This window comes from Streptomyces cirratus, assembly GCF_014650775.1.
Classification (GTDB): Bacteria; Actinomycetota; Actinomycetes; order Streptomycetales; family Streptomycetaceae; genus Streptomyces; species Streptomyces cirratus.
This window is the reverse complement of the sequence record NZ_BMVP01000004.1, coordinates 434,440-456,217: the sequence shown is the minus strand read 5'-3', so window position 1 is coordinate 456,217 and position 21,778 is coordinate 434,440. Positions and strand designations below refer to the sequence as shown.

General features: G+C 70.7%; 19 protein-coding genes and 1 pseudogene. 9 read left to right on the top strand and 11 right to left on the bottom strand.

The annotated features are described in order from the left end of the window. Positions 1-10: 10 nt before the first annotated feature. Complete coding sequence (locus IE207_RS14625; protein ID WP_229873723.1) at positions 11-670, top strand: helix-turn-helix domain-containing protein; 660 nt, start codon at positions 11-13, stop codon at positions 668-670. Positions 671-685: 15 nt separating this feature from the next. Then, on the top strand, positions 686-850 hold the full coding sequence (locus tag IE207_RS14620) for a DUF6126 family protein (protein WP_190184581.1): 165 nt from the start codon (positions 686-688) through the stop codon (positions 848-850). Here the strand turns inward: IE207_RS14620 and IE207_RS14615 are convergent. The 10 genes and pseudogenes from IE207_RS14615 to IE207_RS14570 form a co-directional block, all read right to left on the bottom strand. Continuing rightward, positions 814-1,464 (bottom strand): DUF6629 family protein, encoded by a 651-nt coding sequence (locus IE207_RS14615; RefSeq protein ID WP_190184580.1) that lies wholly within the window; start codon positions 1,462-1,464, stop codon positions 814-816. The two genes, IE207_RS14620 and IE207_RS14615, sit on opposite strands and share 37 nt — an antisense overlap. Positions 1,465-1,479: 15 nt before the next feature. After that, positions 1,480-2,970 carry an MFS transporter gene (locus IE207_RS14610; protein WP_229873722.1) on the bottom strand — a complete coding sequence of 497 codons (1,491 nt, stop codon included), beginning with the start codon at positions 2,968-2,970 and terminating at the stop codon, positions 1,480-1,482. Between the two features lie 90 nt (positions 2,971-3,060). Next, positions 3,061-3,804 (bottom strand): annotated as a pseudogene (locus IE207_RS14605) (PIG-L deacetylase family protein); the annotation flags it as partial. 112 nt (positions 3,805-3,916) lie between these two features. Further along, on the bottom strand, positions 3,917-4,693 hold the full coding sequence (locus IE207_RS14600; protein WP_190184577.1) for a hypothetical protein: 777 nt from the start codon (positions 4,691-4,693) through the stop codon (positions 3,917-3,919). Continuing rightward, positions 4,693-5,022 (bottom strand): PadR family transcriptional regulator, encoded by a 330-nt coding sequence (locus IE207_RS14595; RefSeq protein WP_190184576.1) that lies wholly within the window; start codon positions 5,020-5,022, stop codon positions 4,693-4,695. Before IE207_RS14595 ends, IE207_RS14600 begins: the two co-directional genes overlap by 1 nt. Positions 5,023-5,075: 53 nt before the next feature. Beyond that, on the bottom strand, positions 5,076-5,477 hold the full coding sequence (locus IE207_RS14590) for a hypothetical protein (protein WP_190184575.1): 402 nt from the start codon (positions 5,475-5,477) through the stop codon (positions 5,076-5,078). Continuing rightward, entirely contained in the window at positions 5,474-7,561 is a 2,088-nt protein-coding gene (locus tag IE207_RS14585; protein ID WP_190184574.1) for a hypothetical protein, read from the bottom strand. Before IE207_RS14585 ends, IE207_RS14590 begins: the two co-directional genes overlap by 4 nt. Further along, positions 7,558-9,363: a hypothetical protein gene (locus IE207_RS14580; protein WP_190184573.1), complete on the bottom strand. Its 1,806-nt coding sequence runs from the start codon at positions 9,361-9,363 to the stop codon at positions 7,558-7,560. Before IE207_RS14580 ends, IE207_RS14585 begins: the two co-directional genes overlap by 4 nt. Positions 9,364-9,464: 101 nt before the next feature. Then, a complete protein-coding gene (locus tag IE207_RS14575) occupies positions 9,465-10,991 on the bottom strand; it encodes a site-specific integrase (RefSeq protein ID WP_190184572.1) in 1,527 nt (508 codons plus the stop codon). 115 nt (positions 10,992-11,106) lie between these two features. Beyond that, positions 11,107-11,907, bottom strand: a complete 801-nt coding sequence (locus IE207_RS14570; protein ID WP_190184571.1) for a class I SAM-dependent methyltransferase — start codon at positions 11,905-11,907, stop codon at positions 11,107-11,109. A 142-nt stretch (positions 11,908-12,049) separates the two neighbouring features. Between IE207_RS14570 and IE207_RS14565 the strand changes: the two genes are divergently transcribed. From IE207_RS14565 to IE207_RS14535, 7 genes are all read left to right on the top strand, one after another. Continuing rightward, positions 12,050-12,745 carry a serine hydrolase domain-containing protein gene (locus IE207_RS14565; protein ID WP_190184570.1) on the top strand — a complete coding sequence of 232 codons (696 nt, stop codon included), beginning with the start codon at positions 12,050-12,052 and terminating at the stop codon, positions 12,743-12,745. A gap of 81 nt (positions 12,746-12,826) precedes the next feature. Then, on the top strand, positions 12,827-14,077 hold the full coding sequence (locus IE207_RS14560; protein WP_190184569.1) for a cytochrome P450: 1,251 nt from the start codon (positions 12,827-12,829) through the stop codon (positions 14,075-14,077). A 145-nt stretch (positions 14,078-14,222) separates the two neighbouring features. Next, the gene (locus IE207_RS14555; protein ID WP_190184568.1) at positions 14,223-14,897 is read left to right on the top strand and encodes a hypothetical protein; all 675 of its coding nucleotides are present in this window, start codon (positions 14,223-14,225) and stop codon (positions 14,895-14,897) included. Between the two features lie 85 nt (positions 14,898-14,982). Further along, positions 14,983-15,273, top strand: a complete 291-nt coding sequence (locus tag IE207_RS14550) for a hypothetical protein (protein WP_190184567.1) — start codon at positions 14,983-14,985, stop codon at positions 15,271-15,273. 315 nt (positions 15,274-15,588) lie between these two features. Beyond that, complete coding sequence (locus tag IE207_RS14545; RefSeq protein WP_190184566.1) at positions 15,589-17,001, top strand: family 2B encapsulin nanocompartment shell protein; 1,413 nt, start codon at positions 15,589-15,591, stop codon at positions 16,999-17,001. Between the two features lie 78 nt (positions 17,002-17,079). After that, entirely contained in the window at positions 17,080-18,450 is a 1,371-nt protein-coding gene (locus IE207_RS14540; RefSeq protein WP_190184565.1) for a family 2 encapsulin nanocompartment cargo protein terpene cyclase, read from the top strand. A gap of 15 nt (positions 18,451-18,465) precedes the next feature. Then, complete coding sequence (locus tag IE207_RS14535) at positions 18,466-19,350, top strand: geranyl diphosphate 2-C-methyltransferase (protein WP_190184564.1); 885 nt, start codon at positions 18,466-18,468, stop codon at positions 19,348-19,350. A gap of 428 nt (positions 19,351-19,778) precedes the next feature. On the opposite strand, the gene IE207_RS14530 is transcribed toward IE207_RS14535, so the two are convergent. Continuing rightward, on the bottom strand, positions 19,779-21,686 hold the full coding sequence (locus IE207_RS14530) for an ABC transporter ATP-binding protein (protein WP_190184563.1): 1,908 nt from the start codon (positions 21,684-21,686) through the stop codon (positions 19,779-19,781). Between the last annotated feature and the right edge of the window lie 92 nt (positions 21,687-21,778).

Genomic DNA, 21,778 nt, shown 5'->3' with positions numbered 1-21,778 from the left:
CAATCGAGGCATGACTACCGGTCCCGCCCCCGGCGCCGAGACCCACGCCGACGCCGACGAACCCCCCGAAGACGAAGGACTGCCCGCCGTCGCCCCGCAGCTGCGCGAGCTGCGCCGCCGCGCCGGGCTCACCCTGGAAGCCGCCGCCGCCCGGGCCCGGCTCTCGCCCGCCCACCTGTCCCGGCTGGAGACCGGGCGGCGCCAGCCCTCGCTGCCGCTGCTCCTCGGCCTCGCCCGCACCTACGGCACGACCGTCTCCGAGCTGCTCGGCGAGACCCAGGCCGTAGCCGATCCCATCGTACGGGCGGGCGGACCCGGGGCCCGCGAGGCGGACGGCTGGACGTACTGGCAGGCCGGCGGCTCCGGCCGCGGCATGCAGGCGCTGCGCGTGCACGTCCCGCCCGGCCGCGGCCAGGGCGAGCTGGTCCGCGTCCACCCCGGCGAGGAGTGGCTGTACGTGCTCACCGGCACGCTACGGCTGCACCTGGGGGAGGCCGAGTACCTGCTGGAGCCGGGCGACAGCGCGCACTTCGACTCGCTCACGCCGCACCGGATCGGTGCGGCGACCGCCACCGGGACGGACCTCCTGTTCGTCCACACCCTGCTGCAGAGCAGTCTCGCCGGGCTGTGCCTCGGCGGGGCGGCCACCAACCCCACCAGCCCCCGCTGACCGAGGAGCCGCACCATGTCCCACACCCCGCCGCCCGACCAGCCCGTAGGCGTCCTCAAGCGCATCGAGTCCAAGTTCCCGCGCGGGCTGATCATCCGGCTCGTCGCCTACCTCTTCGTGGGCCACCTCTTCGCCGCATTCGTCTACCTGCTCTTCGTCCTCGGCGCCCGCAACCAGTGACGGCGGGGCGCTCGGCTGCGCACCCAGCCCAGCACCAGCACCGACGCCACCGCCGCGAACGCACACCAGGTGGAGGCGAACTCCAGCCGCCACAGCCCCGCACAGACCACCGCGCCCACGGCCAGGACCGCCCCGATCAGCCGCAGCCGGCGGTCACCGCCGAGCAGCAGGGCGCCCAGCGTGGCGAACAAGTAGCCGGCGATGACCGGCGCCGGGTACGGCACGTCGACGCCGTAGCCGATGGTGTGGCCCCGGATCCGCGCCGACACCGGGCCGGTGGCGAGGCAGTGTGCCAGGACCCCGGCCGTGGCGAGACCGGAGGCCACCGGCCACCACAGCCGCCGCGGAGCACCCGGCCCGGCGGCCAGCAGCACCCCCAGTGACACCCACACCGGCAGCACCGGCAGGGCGATCACCGCCCACGCGGTGGCGGCCGTGCCACAGCCCCCGCCCGACTCCCAGACGGCCGCCTCCAGCAGCTGGTGGACGCCGAGCAGCAGCGGCAGCGCGGCCACGGGCAGATCGCGGGCCCGCCGCACGCGCAGCACGCAGACCGCCCCCACGGCGGTGATGACGGTGCCCGCCGTCAGGTCGGCCGTCGCGCTCCAGCACATCGCGGCTCGAAGGCCTCACCCCTCCGCCGTGCGCGGCGGTTCCAGGGGCGCCTGCGTCGCTCGCGGCGGCTCCAGCGGCGGCGAGGTCACCCCGCAGCACGTACGGCACAGCGGGTGGCACGCCGCCGGCGCGGGATTGCGCACGGTCGTCCACGCCAGCACCGCCCCCACCACCAGCACCCCCGCGCACCAGGCCATGGCCCGGCCGAAGGCCGCGTCGAAACGCGGCGCGGAGAGGTAGGAGTCGGGGCCCATCCCCGCCAGCAGCGGCAGCGCGGCCACCGCCAGCAACCCGGCGGCCCGTGCGGCGGCGTTGTTGATGCCGCTGGCCAGACCCGCCCGGCCGGGATCCACCGAAGCCAGCACCGTCGCCGTCAGCGGAGCCACCAGGGTCACCATCCCCATCCCCATCACGACCAGTGCGGGCAGCACGTCCAACAGGTACGAGGCGCCCGGTCCGACGCGCAGCATCAGCAGCATCCCGCCCGCGCACAGCAGCGGGCCCACGGTCAGGGGGAGCCGTGGCCCGATGCGCTCCCCGAGCGCGCCCGCGCGGGCCGACAGCAGCAGCATCAGCGCCGTGGTCGGCAGCAGCGCGGCCCCGGCGGCCATCGCCGAGTACCCGGAGACCACCTGGAGCTGGAGCACCACGAGGAAGAAGAAGCCGCCGAAGGCCGCGTACACGCACAGGGTGACCAGGTTGACGGCCGTGAATTGGCGGGAGGCGAATATCGACGGCGGCACCATCGGGTACTGCCTGTGCCGCTCGACATAGACGAACAGGACCCCCAGCAGCAGCCCGCCCACCGCCGTGGCCGCCACCAGCGCCGTACCGGACCGGGCCTCGATCAGCGCGTAGGTGAGCAGGCCGAGCGCGGCGGCCCCGATCACGGCTCCCGCCACGTCGAACCTCCCGTGCGCATCCGGATCGCGTGATTCCGGTACGTGCCTCAGCGCCACCGGCACGCACAGCGCGGCGAGCGGCACGTTCAGCAGGAACACCCAGCGCCAGCCGGGCCCGTCGACCAGCCACCCGCCGAGGAACGGCCCCACGGCCGCGCCGACACCGCCCAGCCCGGACCACAGACCGACTGCCCGGGCCCGGTCGTCGCCCCGGATCGAACCCTGGATCAGCGCGAGGGAACCCGGTGTCAGCAGCGCCCCGCCGATGCCCTGGAGGGCGCGGGCGCCGATCAGCACACCGGCGTTCGGCGCGATCCCGCACAGCAGGGAACCGGCGGCGAACCACACCACGCCCAGCACGAAGACCCGCCGCCGCCCGAAGCGGTCCCCGAGCGCCCCGCCGACCAGGATCAGCCCGGCCAGGGTCAGCAGGTAGGCGTTCACCGTCCACTGGAGCACCGCGAGGTCGGCGCCGAGGTCCCGGCCGATGCTCGGGAGCGCGACGTTGACCACCGTCGAGTCCAGCAACACCATGCTCGACCCGAGCACGGTGGTGAACACGATCCACCGCCCCCGCGCGGAGGCCAACGGCACATCGGGCACCCCACCCCCGGCGGATGGCGGAACCCTCGGCCCGACGGACGGCTCTCGCGGCGGCTCCACAGCTCCGGTCATGACCCCAGGCTCACCCCCTCACCTCGGAAACACCACCCGGCCGGGGCCCGGCCCGGGCGCCTGCCGCACGCCGAGGCGGGTGTAGTACTCGGTGGAGAGGATCCGCTCCCGGGTCTCGGCCGACAGGCGCAGAAGAATGCCGGGAAGTGAACGCTCCCGCGCTGCTTCACTGCGGTGCGCGGCGATGGCGGCCCACTTCTGCCCCAGCCAGGCGCTCACGTCGACGGTCGCGGTGATGTGCTCGTCCGGCACGCTCAGCAGCCTCTTGCCGACCCGGGCCAGGAGGGGACCCAGCTCGCCGACGCCGGAGTGCGGGTGAGTGGCCAGGTGGAGAGCGGCCGGCTGCCAGGGCGCTCCGGCGTCGGGATACAGGTGTTCGAGCCCGGCGGCGTGCGCTGCGACGGTGGTCAGCCGGTGGGTGCGGACGTGGTCGGGGTGACCCGTCAACTGGCCGTAGGCGTCATGGGTGACGATGACCTCCGGACGGAACTCGCGGATGTGCCGGACCAGCAGCCCGGCCACCTCGTCGAACGGCGCGTCACACAGCCGTGGCCGCCCGGGCGCCGAATCGGGGACCCGCGCGTCGGCGAACCCGAGCATCCGAGGGCGTCCGGCCCCGAGGACGGCCAGGGCGTCGGCGAGCTCGGCGGCCCGCCGGCCGTCCGGCGCCCAGGTGGTGGTGACGACGCCCGTGCGCGCGCCGCCGGCGGCGAGCTGGGCGAACACGCCCCCGGCGAGGAGTGATTCGTCATCGGGATGGGCTTGTGGGCGGGGTTGTGGGCTGACCGTTGACCGCTCTCGGTGTTGTTGACCCTGGGCATGGCGTCTCCTAGCAGATCCAGCGGGTCTTGTCCGACAGCCGAGAGAGCAACAGTCAGTCGCGGTCAAGGATTGACTGCAGGACGCCCGGGTCGGTCAGATCTCCCTCGGGAACCTCATAGCGGTTGGGCCAGGTATGAATGACCGCAGGCTTCTTCGTCTTGATGACGATCGGAGTGGCTAGCTGAAGCCCTGTGAGGACATGAAGAGTGGCGTCGTCTTCTTCGTCCAGGATGAAGAACGTGTCAGTAGCCAGGGCCTGAACCAGCTGGTTGCGGAAAGTAGGGGAATCCAGGCGCGGGCTGGGTTCCGGAGCGTCTTCGAGTCGCGTGAGTCCGGCGGCATGCCGGATCGCGTCTCTCAGTCGCTGCATTGCGTCAGTCAGTTCAGGCCGACTCGTTTCCGTGACGATGAAGAACCCGCATTCGAGCAACCCACGTCTGGCATGTAGGCAGCGCTCAAGTGCTCCAGCCCTGACCCAAGCCGTGCCGTTCAAGGTGATGAGGTGCGGGATAGGGACCAGCGTGGTGGCGGGGACCTGCGTCCCGGCGGAAGGAAGCGCAGCAGCTCGCCGACGTCGCAGCTGAAGCCGGATCATGGGCAGGTGGACGAGGTAGCTGAGTGCGACGACGAGGGGGCTCAGCTTGCCTGGGGTCGCTGCTAGCTCGGCCAGCCATTCCTCGGTGTAGCGCTCCGTGACATCAGGGCTCCCTAGGCGCCGGGCCGTCCATCGTGTGATGCGTTGGGCTGATGACGGCGCCCGCTCGCTGAACTCGCTCAGGGCAAGGGGAAGCACGATCGCGGTGAGCACGAAAAGAATGACCGTCGTCATCAACGTCCCCCTGCGAGACCTGGCCGGGCGATGCCGATGCCGTGCGTCTTCGGCCGGTTCCGGGAAGCCACTAGCCTGCGTGCCCCGGCGTCGCAGTTCGGGTCCAGCTCATAAAACCGGCGCCGCGGCCCCCGGCTCTCCGAGCCAGAGTCTTCCCACTTGCTGGTGACCCAGCCGCAGTCCTCAAGTCGCATGAGGATGGGAACGACGCTGCCGGAAGGGCGGCCGATCTCTTTGGCGATCTTCAGACCGTAGAGATCCGGCTGGCCCGTGAGGAGCACCTCGATCACGTCGAGGGTCGCGTCGGTGACGCGGAAGGGAACATCCATGCAGTCAACTCTAGCTAGCTAGAGATAGCGTGTCAGGGGTTCAGAAATCTGGTCTATCGGATATTCCGCCGGACGGGGATGCTGGTGACGTTGGCAGCGTTCTCGACGGCTTCGAGGAGCCGTGCGTTGCGGAGGGCGAGGTGTTGGATCTGTGCGGCGGCGAGGGCGAGCTGGTTGGTCAGGTCGCGGTTTCGTCGGCGGAGCTTCGCGTTGCGGGCGATGAGCTTGTCGTGTTCGGTCGGCCCGCCGCGACGAGCGGTGGGTGCGGCTCGATGTTCGGAGATCTCTTGCGCGATCTCGGGATAGCGGCGGCGGAATGTCGTGTTGGTGAGATTGAGGCGTCGGGCCAGCGTGAGAACGCTGGGTCTGGTGTTGCTTGCCCGGCAGGCGTCCAGCATCTCTTGGAGATGCCTGCGGACCAGGGCTTCGGGAAGGTCGGGGACTGGGCGAGTCATGCCGGGATGACCTCCTGTCCGTTGGCCTCCAGGAAGGCCACCACCTCAGCCCGCCGGTTCTGGTGGAGTTGCTTGAGGCGGGGGGCCAACGTCGGCCGTGAGCCGAGGCGCTTGTCGATGCGGGCGATCTCTCGTTGCCAGGCACCGACGTTCTCCGGCGTGAGCGTGACATTGCGGCAGGCCAGGGGCAGGCAGCCGCCGTGGGCCGGCAGACCTTCGCTGTTTCCGCGGCGTGCCTTCTCGCAGAGGGCTTTGGCGGGGTCGTTCACGCAGGTGATGTACTCGCCGGGGTAGATCGCTGGATCGTTGCGCTTCATGATCCTTCTCAGGCGGTGCTTGTCCAGGGCGACCTGGCCCTGGAACTGGGCGCGGTCTCCGAAGTCCGTCAGGCGGCGGGTGGCCTCTTCGGCTGAAGGGCCGGCGAGGTTGAGGTGCTGGTGGGCTTCGATCATTTCCATGTAGACCTCGCCGCGGGCGATGGCCTGCTCGCTTTCGACTTCGGCCCGGAAGCCGGAGTCGCTGGTGCCGGCGTAGCCCTCGAACATCCGGATCGACCGGTGCCGGTATTGCAGGGCGCCGGCGATGACTCCGCCTGGGTGCCGGGCGATGAACCAGGCCAAGGTCCGCCGGAAGTAGCTGGTCTTGAGCTTGAAGGGCCGGCCCGCACTGTCCGCGATGATGTCGCTGCGGCCGCGGTCTGCGCAGAGCTGGTTCACGAACGCCACGAGGTCGTTGAGGTGTGTGTTGGTCGCTCTATTTCCCTCCACCTTGTTCGATGACTTCTTGGCGCCGTTGCCGTGAAGGAGTCCCGTGAAGAGGTAGTCGCAGGTCTTCGGCTGGAGCTTCTCGAGCATCTCGACTGCGCGGACGACAGTTGCGCAGACCGTCCAAGTCGCTGGGACGCCCTCCACCTCGTCTTCCCCTTTGAATGCGAGGCTGCTGAGTTTCCAGCGGTAGGGACGGCCGTCTTCGTCGTACTTGATCTCGATGCAGTCGCGTTTGATGTTTTTGACCTCGCTCTCTCTCATGCCACTGAGGAAGGCGATCACCACGTAGCAAGAGGCGTGGAGAATGCGGCTGAGCCGGGCCAGGCTGTTCGCAGACTCGTGGTTGGTGGCGATCGAGTCGACCCACGGTTCCCCGTCCAGACATCCTTGGACGCTTCCGTCGAGGAATGCGCCCTCGGTCACGCCGACGACAGCGGCGGCGGCCGCGAGGGCAGCCTGATGGGGCCGGACGGCGTCGTGACGGCAACCGAGAAGGCGGCTGAAGTGGGTCAGGCTGGGCTGTCCGCGCCAGCCGGGCAACGGGCGGCCGACGGCGATGTATTCATCGAGGATCGCCTGCAGGCGTGATCCGACAGCGCTTCGCTCCAGGTATGGGCCAATATGCTTTTCACGGCTTGCTCGCCATTCTCTGTCTGCTTCGAGGATGTCGGGGGCGAAGTCGTCGATGAAACGGAGTGCCCAGACCAACAAGGGCCCCAGGACTTCCTCGGGCAGTCGGTCGGTTTTGTTCTCGCCCCTCCCGGTGCTGGACGACTCTCTCCATCCGTCGAGGTGGAGCGGTTCGAACCGCAGGGCGTGTTCATCCATCTGCAGTCGCCAACGCCAGAGCAGCCGTACTCCGCCTCGGGAGGACTCGCGCTGAGAGCGATTGTTCGGGAAGCGGGCCAGGAGGTGTTTGCCGTAGTCCTCGAGATCGCTTGAGGACAGTGCAGACAGTTCGTTCCGCTCCGGTGACCACCGTTTGTCGAGCCACATCAAGAACCGTCGCATCTCCGTGAACATCCCTCGGATGGTGGCGATGGTTGGGGATGGCTCACCATCCGGCGGCTTCAGCGAGAGCAAGGCGTAGAACAGCTGCTTGACCGCCTGCCGAAATCGTTGGGGCAGAGACAGAAAGTTCAAGATCATCGAGTACTCGTGGATCTTGAGTCGTGCGGGCGCCAGGTGCCAGACGTCGTGGCTGTAGCGGGAGGTGTCCTGCAGCCGGGCTCCTGGCCGCAGCGGGCGGCCGTGGAGGACGTACGGGTCTTTCAGCGTGACTGCGTTGGGGTTGGAGGCGAAGGTCGCGATGCTCATGGCTGTTCCCAGGGTGGTTCGACCAGGTCGAGGAGGGCGTCGGGCAAGGACTGCTCTTGTGCTTTGCTGACTTCGGCCGAGGAGAACTTGGCGAGGATGTCTCGCCGGACGGCGACCCATGCAGGGCCGTAGCGTTTCCACCAGTCGTCTTCGCTCATGCGTTGGCGCAGGCCCCCCAGGGCTTCCAGTAGGGCCAGGAGCCGGGGGAGATGATCGCGGGTGACCAGGCAGTTTCCGCAGTGGAAGCAGGCGAGGAACGAATCGCCGCAAGGTGCTCCGGTCTCCGGGTTGTGGTCGTGGTCCTCGCAGGCCGTCCAGGCGGTGTCCAGGTTCCCCTCGGAGAGATCGCGGGCGGTCTGCGGGGCGAGTCCTGCTTCCTCGAGCTGCTGGGCGGAAGAGTCGTCAGTGATCACCTTGGGGCCGCCACCGCGTCCCGCCACCGCCGCATGGGCGTCCAGGGCAGCTTGCTCCGCATCCCCGAGAGCCTCGGTGATCACTTCCTCCGCCCACTCGCGGGTGGCTTCGTCGGGCTTGAGGTAGTTGGCGAACAGAACCTGGGCGGTGTTGCTCTTCGCCGACGAGGGCAGGTGGCCACCCAGCTGGCGAGTCCGGCGAGCGTCCATACTGGTTTTGATTTTGTTGAAAGTCACCACCAGCGGGACTGGCGGCTCCTTCTCCGGGGCGTCTTCCGTGGCCTTCGCTTTCGCAGCAGGCCGCGGATCCGCGAGTACTGGTTTGGCCCTCGTGGCCGCCCATGCGGACATTTCGATCTTAGAACCGCGTCCAAGGTCTATCTCGAACGGAGCGAAGTGCTCCGACCGGTTGCGGTCTGCGACGGCCCAGTTGTTGCGCCAGAAGCAGATGGCCGCAGTGGAGCCGCAGAATTCCCGGCTGCGGCCAGTCAGCTCGAGCAGGAGTAGGTAGAGGCCGCCTGGGGTGTGCAGCTCGCGCGACTTGGGGCCGATTTCCCAGGTCACCGTCTCGAACCACTGCTGGGCTCGGTGGCGCCGTTTCACAAGGACGACCTCGACCGCCCGGTCCTCCAGCAGCCGGTGCCTGGCAGGAAGCTCCTTGAGGGTTTCCCCGTTGCGTTCAGTGACTATGGCGAGGAGAGCCATCAAAGGCGCCAGATCCGCCCACGTCATGAAGAGGTGTCCCGCGAGATCGGCTCTCCGGCGGAGCCAGTTTCTGTCGCCCTCCAGCAGAGGGATCTCGCCGGTCTCCGCGATGCGGACGAGGGTCTCCCCTAATTCTCGCTGCCGAGCATCCAGTTTCCCGGGGTCGTCCCGCGCCTGGCGCAGGAGCTGTTCGCCGGCACGAATACGCCGAGAGATCTGGGCCACGTCCGCTCGGGCTGCGGCCGTCAGGCGCTCCAACTCGCCGTGCGAGTAGCCTCCGACTCCCGACTGCTTGAGCGTGGGCAACCGGCGGTTGAAGGCATCCCAAGCGTCAGAGGGAAGGCGGCGCGAAATCCGCTCATTCTCGAACTGTTTGCTCATTTCGCGCATTTGGATGTGCCGCGTACTCTTGGCGAAACCTGGTCGAGTGTAGAAGGCATCCACATGTTCGCGGGTTAGTCCATCGACGGTTTTCGGCGGCTGCTCCAGCGAGACCAGGAACTGGATCCAGGCTTTGGTCGAGTTCCAGCTGTTCCGGCATCCCGCCAGAGTTCGGATTCCGCCGCTGTGTCCGACCCTCAAAGCAAGGGCCTCAGCCAGAATCGGATGCCAGCCGGGCATCGCCAACGGCCCGAAGTCGTAACTGACCCGACGGTCGTCATCACCATGGAAGTCGACGACCAAACCGCCCGTGTGTCCCGCACGGACCAACGGCGGCGCTTCATAGCCACTGGGCGGCAGGGCCGACGGGCGTCCTGGACCAGTGCTGCCACGGCCTCGACTCGTCATGCCGATACCTCACTGGGAAGATCCTGCGGCGGCGTCTCGTTCCCGAGGTTCACCAGCGGAGTGTCCCGAGGGTCCTCCCAGGTGTCAGGAACCAGGGCCATACGCGTCTCCATCTCCAGTTCCTGCAGGGCATGCAGATAGATCAAGGTCGAAAGCTGCGAAGCATGGCCGAGCCTGCGGCGGATCCAGTCCATGGGATCGCCGAAGATCCGCTGGTAGTGGAGTCGCTGAGCCTGGTTCATGTCGGCGAGCTGGGCAATGTGGCCGCGCTGGAGCTGTTCGAGAGTGATGACCGCAAACGTGTGACGCAGCAGGTGGGCATGAGCTCGCAAAGCCAGGCCGGCCTCTTCGCATCGGCGGTTGGCGTCGGTGAACATGTCCTTCCACGTCGACAAGGACAACGGCAGCCCGCTCTCACCGAGCCAAAACAGCGCGGGCTCGAGGCCGTCCTCGGTATCCACCAGCAGCCGGCGCCGCTCGTGCGGGTCGAGGAGCCTGACGTTCACCTTCTCGCCGCGGTTGACGCCGCTCGTGTACCGAGCCATGTGTGGAGTTCTCGGATCATCGATCACGATCGGGCGCCGGATCTTTCCATAGAGGCCCGCGTCACGGGCCTCCTCGACGACCCACCGTCGGTCCGAAGCCTCGTAGGCGGTCAGATCCCGCCGAACCGACGCAGGCTCATATACCCAGCGTCCCGAGTTCCGCTTGGCGATCGCCCCAGGCAGCCAGAACCTGCTGTAGCCCGCCGGACCGGGCCCCGTCGGAACTTCCAGAATGATGCGACTGGCCTGCTCCTCCAGCCTCATCCCCGTCCGGACCAACGAGTCACTGAAGGCACCATTGCGCGACGCCCACCGGCCGCGGAAGTTGTCCCGTGGCAGGCCCTCTCGGTCATAGCCGAGGACGCCGATGTCCCGCCACCGGCGGTATGCCGGTGGCGGCAGCCACTCGAAGGCTTCCTTGCCGCCTTGATCGTGGGAGTACGATGCCGGCACCGTGTCCACATCGTCGTCCGGCACCGGGCGCCGTCGGGATCGGCCGTTCTTCTCCTCGCCCTTCGAATCACGCCGGGGCCGCTGTGGGATCGGGACTGACGGGACCCAAGATTTGGACTTCGCGAAAACGTAGAACTGCTGGATGTGAGAGATCTCCTGGCTCCACGTGTCGCCATCGACGCGGGGCCCACCTGGGTCACGGCGGCGCCAGTGGTGGTAAGCCGCGTGGTCCTCCTCGGTCGCGTCCCTCCAGTCCTTCCCGCCCCGGCTCCTGTGCAGGAAGTTCAAGTTCCGACAGAGAGCCGACGCCCGGTTGAGCTGGCTGTTCAGTGGACCCGCCATCAGGTTCACCCGATGGAAGTACGAGTTCAGGTCCGTGTCATAGACGAAGCACGGCGACAACAGGTACGGAGTCCCATCAGGGATGCCGAGGTCATCGAGCCAAAGCTCCCACTCGTCCGAGGAAAGCTGCAGGTGCCAGGGCTGTGGCTCAGGCTGCGGTAGGTCCCGCGAGGTGTAGTGCACTGACCAGGCGTCTTGTCTCAACACCCGCGGACCGTACCTCCAGCCGGTCAGTGACCGAGCGTGCACAAGTGTGCGAAGACCCCGAGCAGGGACGGTTGCGAATCCCGGAGTGCGGTCACGGCCGTGGCCCTTTCCGTGCGGTCAGCTGGAAGAGCCTGGCGGTGTGCATGTACGGCGGCCGCGCAGTGGCGGCGAGCTCCAGGCGCTCAAGTTCGGCGTAGAACGCCGGGTCGTACTTGCGCGCGTCGTCGGTGATGTAGTCGCAGAAGCTGCGGATGCCGTAGTGCCGCACGTCATGGCAGTCAAGGCTGCGCAGGACGGGAACGATCTCATCGGCGGCGTGAAGCGTCAGAGCCGAGTCGAACATCGCGGTCCGGGAGCGGTCGGTACCGAAGGAGGCGAGTGCGGCGGCCGGGTTCATCTCCCGAATGGCGAGTTTCAAGGTCGCCGAGTGCCGGTTGATCGCCATCACCGAGAACAGCCCGCCGGGCCTGAGCGGCGCAAGGGCGGAGGCGAGGATGCCCGGTACGTCGTCCACGTAGGGGAGGAGGTTGTGGCACAGCACCACGTCGAAACCCGCCTCGGCAAGGTCTGCGGGCAGCGCGGCCACGTCGGCTTGCACGCAGGTGATCAACTCCGCCAGGCCGGCCGTCGAAGCGCGCTCGCTTGCCGCGGCAAGCATGGCGGGGGCGTAGTCGACGATGGTGACGTGGTGGCCACGGGCCGCGAGGCGCACCGCATCACCACCGTCACCGCCGGCGAGATCCAGTACGCGCAACGGCCCGTCGCCCAGTTCCGCGAGGTGACGGACCAGGTTCGCCTCGGCGATCGCGTAGCGCAGACGGCCCCAGGGAGCGTCCTGCCATTCCTGCCACGTCGTCATCGCAGCGTCGAACTTTCCGGGAGCTTCAGCCATCCGGTGACGGTATCCGCCTTCCCACACCCCTGGGGTACAGCGGCCGGCGGAGGGATGGCCGCACCAGCATCCGGGTGGAGGGCGTGGGCGCGCCCCGAGGGGGTGGACCGGGGCGGGGCGGCAGGCCGCTAGCGTGGGGGACATGACGCTGCGGAGTGGGCAGGCGGGCGCGGGGGGACTGGCGGAGGCCGCCGGGAGCGGGGCCGTGTGGGCCGTCGGAGGGCCCGACGGGGTGCAGGACGCGGGCGGGGACCAGGACCGCGCGCTCGACGTCAGCGGCCTCGCCGCCGTGCTGGCACTCTGGCCCGTCATCGGCAGCCTCGTCGCCCAAGGGGAGCTGGCGCTGCACACCCCGCTCAACGCCTACGGGGCCGAGGCGCCCGACGGGAGCACCGCCCACCACCTCCTCACCCGCCCGGGCGGCGTCCCCGTACTGACCCGCTTCGCGGAGCACCTCTGCGGCGGGCCACTCGCCGAATACGCCACCGCCCGCATCTGGCGCCCCCTCGGCATGACCCGTACCCGCCTCACCGGCGCCACCCTGCACACCACCGCCGCCGACCTCGCCCGGTTCCTGCGCCACCTGCTCTCCACCGCCGACCACCCGATCGCCCGCGCCTGGACCGCCGAGTCGTTGCGCATCCGCACCGGTGAGCTCACCCCGGCCCGCGGCCTGCTCTGGCGCCCGGCTCCCTCCGGGGTCTGGTCCCACGGCGACGGTCCCGCCCTGTGGATCTCGCCCACCCGGCGCCGGTGGGCGGTGCTCGTCCCCGCCTCCCCGGGCGGCCCGCCGCCCACCGCGTTCCGCGAAGCGGCGTTCGCCGGTCCACTCCCGTAGCGCACCCGCAGCGCGCACCCACCACCCCCGACGTACGGTGATCCCGATGTCACCGACCGAACAGGCAAGGTGGGCCCGGCCATGACCCAGTCGACCACGGCGGCCGGCCACGGCCCCGGCGGGACCGGAGCGGGAGCCGGGCAGCCCGCCAGGGCGGGGCGCGCCGAGACGGTCCGCTTCGCCGCCACCCACGCCCTGCCGGAGCTGGTACGCGGCTTCGTGACCCGCCGCCCCCACGTGACACGGCCCTGGGCCGCCCTCGCGCGGCCCCACTGGTCCGCCGCCACCCTGCGGGCCATGCGGGCCCGGCACGGCGGAGCGCCCGTCCTCGTGCGCGGCCTGTCCGGAACGCTGCTGGTCCTCCTCGACCCGCAGGACCTGCACCAGTTCTACTCCGCGCCGCCCGGCGGCCGCGGGGACCGGCGCGAGATCGACGACGCCGTCCTCGCGTCCGGCACCGTCGTCCACCCCTCCTGCGTGCCGTTCCTCTCCGTCATCGCCGAGGAGGCCCGGCAGCTCACCGCCCACGGCACCCTCCGGCTCGCCCGCGCCCGGTACGCCGTCGCACGCGCCGGCCGCCGGATGGTGCTCGGGGACGCGGCCGCGGGCGACGAGGAACTGACCGGGTGGCTGCGCCGGTCCCGCGGCGGAGCCACCCGTGCCGTCCGTGAGCTCTCCGACAAGGCCGCCACCCGCATCGGGCAGTACGCCGCCCACGCCGAGCCGCACACTCTGATCGGGCGAGCCCGCCGGCACGCCGACTCCACCGGTCAGGCCCGGCACTGGCTCCAGGCGATGGACACCGTCCCCCCGACCCTGCTGCGCACGCTGCTGCTCCTCGCCGCCCACCCCGCCGAGCAGGACGTGGCCGCCGCCGAGGCCCGGGCGGCCGACGCCGCCTCGGGCGAACTGCCCCGGCTGCGGGCCTGCGTCCAGGAATCGCTGCGGCTCTACCCGGTGGTGCCGGACCTGATCCGGGTCACCCGCGACGAGACCGAGTGGCGCGGCGTGCGCCACCCCGCCGGGACCGCCGTGCTGCTGCCCGTCCTGTTCCACCAGCGCGACCCCGACCACATGCCGGCCGCGCACGTCTTCGTACCCGGGCGGTGGTCCTCCCAGGGGGCCGGCCAGGACATCCGGATGTCCCCGTTCAGCCACGGCGCGGGCCGTTGCCCCGGCGACCAGCTGGGCCTGCTCGTCGTGGCCGCGTTCTGCGCGGAGGTGCTGCGCGGACACCGGGTACGGGACGGGCGGCCCGCGCTGGACCCGATGGGCCCGCTGCCCGTGACGCTCGACCCGCGCGGGATCCGGCTGGGGCTGGCCCGCCGATGAAGCCGCCGATGAACCCGACGGTGAAGCCGCCGATGAGCCGCCCTCGGGCCCGCCGCTGAGCGGGCCGCCGAACCCGCCCTTGAACCGCCGATGACCCGCCGATGAGCCCGCTCCCCGCCCCCGGATCCGAGCCACCGAGGTGCCCATGTCCGACACCCCGACCTCCGCGTCCACCACCGAGGACGCCGAACTGCTGCGCGCCCTGTGCCGTGAGCTGGCCGAGGCCGCCGACGCCGTGGACGAAGCCGCCCGGTACGCCTCCGGACTCGCCCTCGGGGCCCCCCTCCCGGCGGCCCTGTTCGGCCGCGGCGGCCGGCCCGGGGCCGCCTGGCGCACCCTGCTGCGCACCCTCACCGACCCGGCGGGCCTCGGCTGGGCCGCGCGCGGCCGGGGCGCGGCCCGGGCCGGGTGGCTCGCCGGGATCCTGGCCGGCCGCGAGAGCCTCGCCGTCAGCCTCGCGGTCTGCGGCCTCAAGACCAGGCTCCGGGCCGCACGCGAGGCCCACCCCGACCTGATGGCCGACCCGGACTGCGCCGCAGTGTTCCGGGCGGCCGAGGCGGGCCGGCAGGGCGAGGCCGTCCGGCTGTTCCGCGCGATGCTGCGCGAGCGGGGGGCCGGGCGCGCGTTCGGCCTGCTGGCTCCGTCCTTCGCCGACGTCCTGGCCTGGGACGCGCTGACCGACGACAACCCCTTCAACGACCACGCGGGCTGGCAGATCGCCACCGGCCGGGGCAGGCCCGCCCCACGGCTGCTCGGACTCGGCGCGGCCTTCCGGGCCTTCCTCGGACGTGGTCCCCGCCGCGCCGGCGGAAGCGGGTGACCGGCTCGACCACCTCCACACCTCCGCGCGGAAACCCGCCGACCCCGATCCCGACCCCGATCCCGACCCCCTCCGGAGGACCCGGATGAACCACCTTCCCCCCACCCCCAGGGGCCGGCCCGGCCCGCCCGGACCCGCCGACGGCCTCCGCGCCCACTCCGCCGTACTGCGCTCGCACGCCGAACGGCTGCGCTCCGTCGCCGCCGGTCTCGGACGCCGGGGCCCGCACGCCGCCCCCCTCCACGCCGAGGTCACCGCCCTCGCCGAGCGCTGCGCCGTCGCGGCCGGCGGCCTCACCCTCGCCGCCGCCCAGCTCGACGGCCCGCGCCGGACGCGGCGCCCGACGGGCCCCGCGCTCCGCCGCACGCACCCCTAGGGGCGGCCGGCGCCCCGCAGCGCGGTCACCGCCCGCTCCGCCGCCTGCCGGGGCGCCCCGCCACATCGACGGCCACACCGGCCTCGTCGCCTCTCGGCCAAAGGGCCGAATACCGTCGACGGCCCGGCAAACACCCCGCGCGGCAAGATCACCGCTTCGAGGTAAACCAACGGCTTCTCAGGGCCGAGTGGGGGTACCGGCCGTTACCGTTCCCGTGGATCTGGCCGGATTCCCGGATGTTCACCCCCTATTTCCTCTTTCACCGGTGACGCGCGCGTACGCCGATCACCGCCCTTGCGAAGGAGAGCCCGCCCCATGACCGTTGACACCGGCCCGGAAGCGCAGCTGGAGCCCCCTCGGCAATCCAGCCTGGGCACGGCAGCCGCCCGCAACCTTGCCACCACGACCAAATCCGCCCCGCAGATGCAGGAGATCACTTCCCGCTGGCTGCTGCGGATGCTCCCGTGGGTGGAGGCCAAGGGCGGCGCCTACCGGGTGAACCGCCGGCTGAGCTACACCGTCGGGGACGGACGCATCGAGTTCGTCCAGGACGGTGCCGATGTGCGGGTGATTCCCCGCGAACTCGGCGAACTGGCTCTGCTGCGCGGCTTCGACGACGTGGACGTGCTGACCGCGGTCGCCGGCCGCTGCGCGCAGCGCGACTTCCGTGCGGGTGAGGTGCTGGTCCAGCGCGGTGACCGCGCCGGGCAGATCCACCTGATCGCCCACGGCCGGATCAGGCAGACCTCCGTCGGCAAGTACGGCGACGAGGTCACCGTGGCCGTACTGGCCGATGGTGACCGGTTCGGTGAGAACGCCCTGCTCGACGGCGAAGGCAGTTGGGACTACACGGCCGTCGCCGAGACGAGCGGCACCCTGCTCACCCTGTCCCGCGCCGACTTCTCCGCCGTGCTGTCCACGGCACCACATCTCCAGGACCACGTCCGCAAGTTCAGTTCTCTGCCCCGCCAACGCCAGAACAAGCACGGCGAAGCCGAGATCGCGATGTCGTCCGGCCACACCGGCGAGCCCGAGCTGCCCGGCGCCTTCGTCGACTACGAGCTCAAGCCCCGCGAGTACGAACTGTCCATCGCGCAGACCGTGCTGCGGATCCACACGAGGGTCGCCGACCTCTACAACGAACCGATGAACCAGACCGAGGAGCAGCTCAGGCTCACCATCGAGGCGTTGCGCGAGCGCCAGGAGCACGAGCTGATCAACAACCGGGAGTTCGGTCTGCTCCACAACGCCGCCTTCAAGCAGCGGATCCAGACGCACTCGGGCCCGCCCACCCCGGACGACCTCGACGACCTGCTCTGCCGCCGCCGTGGCACGAAGCTGTTCCTCGCCCACCCCCGGACGATCGCGGCGATCGGGCGCGAACTCAACGCCCGCGGGCTCTACCCGGACCACGTCGACGTCGGCGGGCAGCAGGTCCCGGCCTGGCGCGGGGTCCCGATCCTGCCCTGCAACAAGATCCCGATCACCAAGGAGAACACCAGCTCGATCCTCGCCATGCGCACCGGCGAGGACAACCAGGGCGTCATCGGTCTGCGCCAGACCGGGTTGGCGGAGGAGTACGAGCCGGGTCTGTCGGTGCGCTTCATGGGCATCGACGAAAGGTCCATCATCTCCTACCTGGTCACCACCTACTACTCCGCCGCCATCCTGGTGCCCGACGCGCTCGGCATGCTGGAGAACGTACAGATCGCCCGCAAGCCCGAGTAGCGACAGCCCGGACCGTCCTGCGCCGACCGGGCACGCCCGGAGTCCGGGACAGCCTGCCCACACCACAAGGAGCCACGGATGCCCGAGCCCGGGCTTTCCCCTCTGCAGTCGAGCCTGCCTGCGGCCGCCGCCCGCTTCGGGGCCCATGTCCTCGCGAACGCCCTCGCCAAGGGGCAGGGGCTCGCAGCCGCCGCCGGCTCCGGTCCCGCGCTTCCCTCTCCGCCCGCCCTCCCCGTCCCCTCGGCAGGGGCCGCGCCCGTGGAAGCGTCCGCACAAGCACCAGTAGAAGCAGCCGCGGCAGCACCGGTGGACGTGGACCTGCCCGTGCCGGAGGGCCCTGCCGCGGCCGTGGAGCGGAGCCCTGCCCTGGAACGGATCCTGCGTGGCCCCAGCGGTATGGGTACGGCGAGCCTGTACCCGGCCCGGCGCGTGGGGCCGCCGGCTCCCGTGGCGCCCCGGCCACCCGCCGAGGGGCGCCCCGTCCCCGGCCTGTACCACCATCCGGTGCCGGAGCCCGATGCGGCGCGGGTGGAGGAGGTCAGCCGGAGGATCAAGGCCTGGGCCCTGGACGAGGTCGAGCTGTACCCGGAGGACTGGGAGGACCAGTTCGACGGCTTCTCCGTCGGGCGCTACATGGTCGCCTGCCATCCGGACGCCCCGGGCATCGACCACCTGATGATCGCGACCCGGCTGATGGTCGCCGAGAACGCGCTCGACGACTGCTACTGCGAGGACCACGGCGGCTCGCCCATCGGGCTCGGCGGACGCCTCCTGCTGGCGCACACCGCCCTCGACCCCCTCCACACGACGGGGGAGTACCACCCGCAGTGGGTGGAGTCACTGGGCGCGGACGCCCCGCGGCGCGCCTACCGCTCCGCCATGGAGTACTTCGTCCAGCAGTCCACGCCCTCCCAGGCCGACCGCTTCCGGCACGACATGGCCCGGCTGCACCTGGGCTACCTCGCCGAAGCCGCCTGGGCCCAGACCGACCACCTCCCCGAGGTGTGGGAGTACCTGGCGATGCGGCAGTTCAACAACTTCCGCCCCTGCCCCACCATCACCGACACCGTCGGCGGCTACGAACTGCCGGCCGACCTGCACGCGCAGCCCGCCATGCAGCGGGTCATCGCGCTCGCGGGCAACGCCACCACCATCGTCAACGACTTGTACTCGTACACCAAGGAACTCGCCACCCCCGGCAAGCACTTGAACCTGCCCGTGGTGATCGCCGAACGGGAAGGCCTGTCCCACCGCGACGGCTACTTGAAGGCCGTCGAGGTCCACAACGACCTCATGCACGACTTCGAGGCCGAAGCCGCCGCCCTGGCGGCGGCCTGCCCGGTCCCGAGCGTGCTGCGCTTCCTGCGGGGAGTCGCCGCATGGGTCGACGGCAACCACTACTGGCACCAGACCAACACCTATCGCTACAGCCTGCCCGACTTCTGGTAAGGATTGGATCCATCTGTGACTAGCACTGATCTCACCGCGGCCACCACCACCTCCGTGTTCATCCCCGGCCCGGCGACGCCTTACCAAGGCGACATCGCCCGCTACTGGGACGTCGAGGCCAGGCCCGTGAACCTGCGGCTCGGCGATGTCGACGGCCTGTACCACCACCACTACGGCATCGGCGACGTCGACCACGCGGCCCTCGGCGACCCCGGTGACAGCGCGTACGAGAAGAAGCTGATCGCCGAGCTCCACCGCCTCGAGTCGGCGCAGGCCGAGGTCCTCCTGGACCACCTCGGCCCGATCGGGCGGGACGACACGCTCGTGGACGCCGGTTGCGGCCGCGGCGGTTCGATGGTGATGGCCCACCAGCGCTTCGGCTGCAAGGTCGAGGGAGTCACCCTGTCGGCCAAGCAGGCCGAGTTCGCCAACCAGCGCGCCCACGAACTCGGCATCGAGGACCACGTCCGGGCCCGTGTCTGCAACATGCTCGGAACGCCCTTCGAGACCGGGCAGGCCGCGGCCTCGTGGAACAACGAGTCGAGCATGTACGTCGACCTGCACGACCTCTTCGCCGAGCACTCCCGCGTCCTCGCGGTCGGCGGCCGGTACGTGACCATCACCGGCTGTTGGAACCCGCGTTACGGTCAGCCCTCGAAGTGGGTCTCCCAGATCAACGCGCACTTCGAGTGCAACATCCACTCCCGCCGGGAGTACCTGCGTGCCATGGCCGACAACCGTCTCGTACCGCAGGCCGTGATCGACCTGACCCCGCAGACGCTGCCCTATTGGGAGCTGCGGGCCACGTCGTCACTGGTCACCGGCATCGAAGAGGCGTTCATCAACTCCTACAAGGACGGCTCGTTCCAGTACGTCCTGATCGCGGCCGACCGGGTCTGACGGGCCGCGTCCGAAGCATTGCCCGTGGAGCCGGGTCCGTCATCCGACGGCCCGGCCCCCGTCGTCGCCCCGGGCCCGGGCCGGCTGCGAAGCGGAACTCGGTTGTGCCGTGCCGGGCCACCGCGCGCGGCATCACCCGGCCGCCGGGCCCGCTGCCGGGCGGTGTTGACCCGCCGGGCCCCCGGCCGGCCACAGCGTCGGCGCCCGTCCGGCGGCCTCGTCGGCCCACGGTGACCCTGCCGTCCGGCGGGGGGTCTTCGCTCGGCCGCCCCGGCCGCTGGGCGGGGTGGGGCCGGCTGCGAAGCGGAAGCAGGGTGGCCGGGCCGGGGCTTGCCGCGTGGAATCGCCCTGCCGCACGAGCCGCGCCCGTTCGGTGGCGGCGTCGGGCGCGGTGATCCCGCGGGGCGGCCCGGGACCGGCGCCTGCGGCTATTGGCGGGCCCGGCTCATCCGCTCGGGGTCGGCAGGGTGGGTTCCGGGCGGGGCGAACTGGGTGCGGTGCAGTTCTTCGTAGCGGCCGCCCGCCGCCAGGAGTTCGGCGTGCGTGCCGCGTTCCACGATCCGGCCGTCCTCCACCACCAGGATCAGGTCGGCCGCCTGGACGGTCGACAGGCGGTGTGCGATCACCACCGCCGTCCGCCCCGACAGGGCCTCCGCGAGTGCCTCCTGCACGGCCGCTTCGGAGGTGGAGTCGAGGTGGGCAGTGGCCTCGTCGAGGATCACCACCCGCTGGCGGGCCAGCAGCAGCCGTGCGATCGTCAGCCGCTGGCGCTCCCCGCCCGACAGCCGGTAGCCGCGTTCGCCGACGACGGTGTCCAGGCCGTCCGGCAGCGAGGCGACCAGCCCGTCCAGGCGCGAGCGGCGCAGGGCCTCCCAGAGTTCCCCCTCGCTCGCCTCGGGCCGGGCCAGCAGCAGGTTGGCCCGTACCGACTCGTGGAACAGGTGCCCGTCCTGGGTGACCATGCCGAGGGTCTCGCGGACCGAGTCGGCGGTGAGGTCCCGTACGTCGATCCCGCCGAGCCGGACCGCGCCCTCGTCGGCGTCGTACAGGCGCGGCAGCAACTGCGCGATGGTCGACTTGCCCGCTCCGGAGGAGCCGACCAGCGCGATCATCTGGCCGGGCTCGGCGCGGAAGGAGACGTCGTGCAGCACCTGGGTGCCGCCCCGCGCGTCGAGGGTGGCGACTTCCTCCAGGGAGGCGAGCGAGACCTTGTCGGGGGAGGGGTAGCCGAAGGAGACCCGGTCGAACTCCACCGCCACCGGCCCGTCCGGCACCCGCCGCGCGTCGGGCTTCTCGGCGATCAGCGGCTCCAGGTCGAGGATCTCGAAGACGCGCTCGAAGCTGACCATCGCGCTCATCACCTCGACACGGGCCCCGGCCAGGGCGGTCAGCGGCGAGTAGAGCCGGGTGAGCAGCAGGGCGAGGGCGACGACGGAGCCCGCTTCCAGGGTCCCGTGCACGGCGTAGTAGCCGCCGAGGCCGTAGACCAGCGCGAGGGCCAGGGCGGAGACCAGGGTGAGGGCGGTGATGAACGCGGACTGGGCCATGGCCGTGCGGATGCCGATGTCCCGCACCCGGGCCGCCCGCGCCGCGAACTCGGCGGACTCCTCCGAGGGGCGTCCGAACAGCTTGACCAAAGTGGCGCCGGGCGCGGAGAACCGTTCCGTCATCTGGGTGCCCATGGCGGCGTTGAGCGCCGAGGCCTCCCGCTGCATGGAGGCCATCCGCGTCCCCATCCGCCGGGCCGGCAGCACGAACACCGGCAGCAGGACCAGCGCCAGAAGGGTGATCTGCCAGGAGATGCCCAGCATCACGGCAAGCGTCAGCAGCAGGGTGACGATGTTGGACGCCACCCCGGACAGGGTGTTGCTGAAGGCCCGCTGGGCGCCGATCACATCGTTGTTGAGCCGGCTCACCAGGGCGCCGGTACGGGTGCGGGTGAAGAAGGCGACCGGCATCCGCTGCACGTGGTCGAAGACCGCGGTCCGCAGGTCCAGGATCAGCCCCTCGCCGAGGGTGGCCGACAGTTTGCGGGTCAGCAGACCGAGCCCGGCTTCCGCCACCGCGATCAGCGCGATGAGCAGGGCGAGGCGGGTGACGGTGCCGCTGCTCCCGCCCGCGACGATCGTGTCCACGACCCTGCTCGCGAGCAGCGGGGTCGCCACCGCGAGCAGCGCGGTCACCACGCTGAGGAACAGGAAGGCGGCCAGGCCCCGCCGGTGCGGGCGGGCGAACGCGGCGATCCGGCGCAGGCTCGCCCGTGAGAGGGGGCGGCGGTCCTGCTGGGCGTTCATGGCGCTGTGCAGCGATGTCCAGGCGGTGACTTCCATATCCATAGACCGAACGCTACGACCTCAACCAGACTTGAGGTCAATGGTTTGCCGTGACGCGCCCCAACTCCACTGCGCAGCAAGCATGTTCGCCCCTC

Bases quoted from the DNA above. Each gene is read 5' to 3' on its own strand.
- IE207_RS14540 (WP_190184565.1), top strand. From the start codon at position 17,080: ATGCCCGAGCCCGGGCTTTCCCCTCTGCAGTCGAGCCTGCCTGCGGCC.
- IE207_RS14620 (WP_190184581.1), top strand. From the start codon at position 686: ATGTCCCACACCCCGCCGCCCGACCAGCCCGTAGGCGTCCTCAAGCGC.
- IE207_RS14585 (WP_190184574.1), bottom strand. From the start codon at position 7,561: ATGAGCATCGCGACCTTCGCCTCCAACCCCAACGCAGTCACGCTGAAA.
- IE207_RS14560 (WP_190184569.1), top strand. From the start codon at position 12,827: ATGACCCAGTCGACCACGGCGGCCGGCCACGGCCCCGGCGGGACCGGA.
- IE207_RS14530 (WP_190184563.1), bottom strand. From the start codon at position 21,686: ATGGATATGGAAGTCACCGCCTGGACATCGCTGCACAGCGCCATGAAC.
- IE207_RS14570 (WP_190184571.1), bottom strand. From the start codon at position 11,907: ATGGCTGAAGCTCCCGGAAAGTTCGACGCTGCGATGACGACGTGGCAG.
- IE207_RS14595 (WP_190184576.1), bottom strand. From the start codon at position 5,022: ATGGATGTTCCCTTCCGCGTCACCGACGCGACCCTCGACGTGATCGAG.
- IE207_RS14545 (WP_190184566.1), top strand. From the start codon at position 15,589: ATGACCGTTGACACCGGCCCGGAAGCGCAGCTGGAGCCCCCTCGGCAA.
- IE207_RS14625 (WP_229873723.1), top strand. From the start codon at position 11: ATGACTACCGGTCCCGCCCCCGGCGCCGAGACCCACGCCGACGCCGAC.
- IE207_RS14555 (WP_190184568.1), top strand. From the start codon at position 14,223: ATGTCCGACACCCCGACCTCCGCGTCCACCACCGAGGACGCCGAACTG.
- IE207_RS14550 (WP_190184567.1), top strand. From the start codon at position 14,983: ATGAACCACCTTCCCCCCACCCCCAGGGGCCGGCCCGGCCCGCCCGGA.
- IE207_RS14615 (WP_190184580.1), bottom strand. From the start codon at position 1,464: ATGTGCTGGAGCGCGACGGCCGACCTGACGGCGGGCACCGTCATCACC.
- IE207_RS14590 (WP_190184575.1), bottom strand. From the start codon at position 5,477: ATGACTCGCCCAGTCCCCGACCTTCCCGAAGCCCTGGTCCGCAGGCAT.
- IE207_RS14565 (WP_190184570.1), top strand. From the start codon at position 12,050: ATGACGCTGCGGAGTGGGCAGGCGGGCGCGGGGGGACTGGCGGAGGCC.
- IE207_RS14600 (WP_190184577.1), bottom strand. From the start codon at position 4,693: ATGACGACGGTCATTCTTTTCGTGCTCACCGCGATCGTGCTTCCCCTT.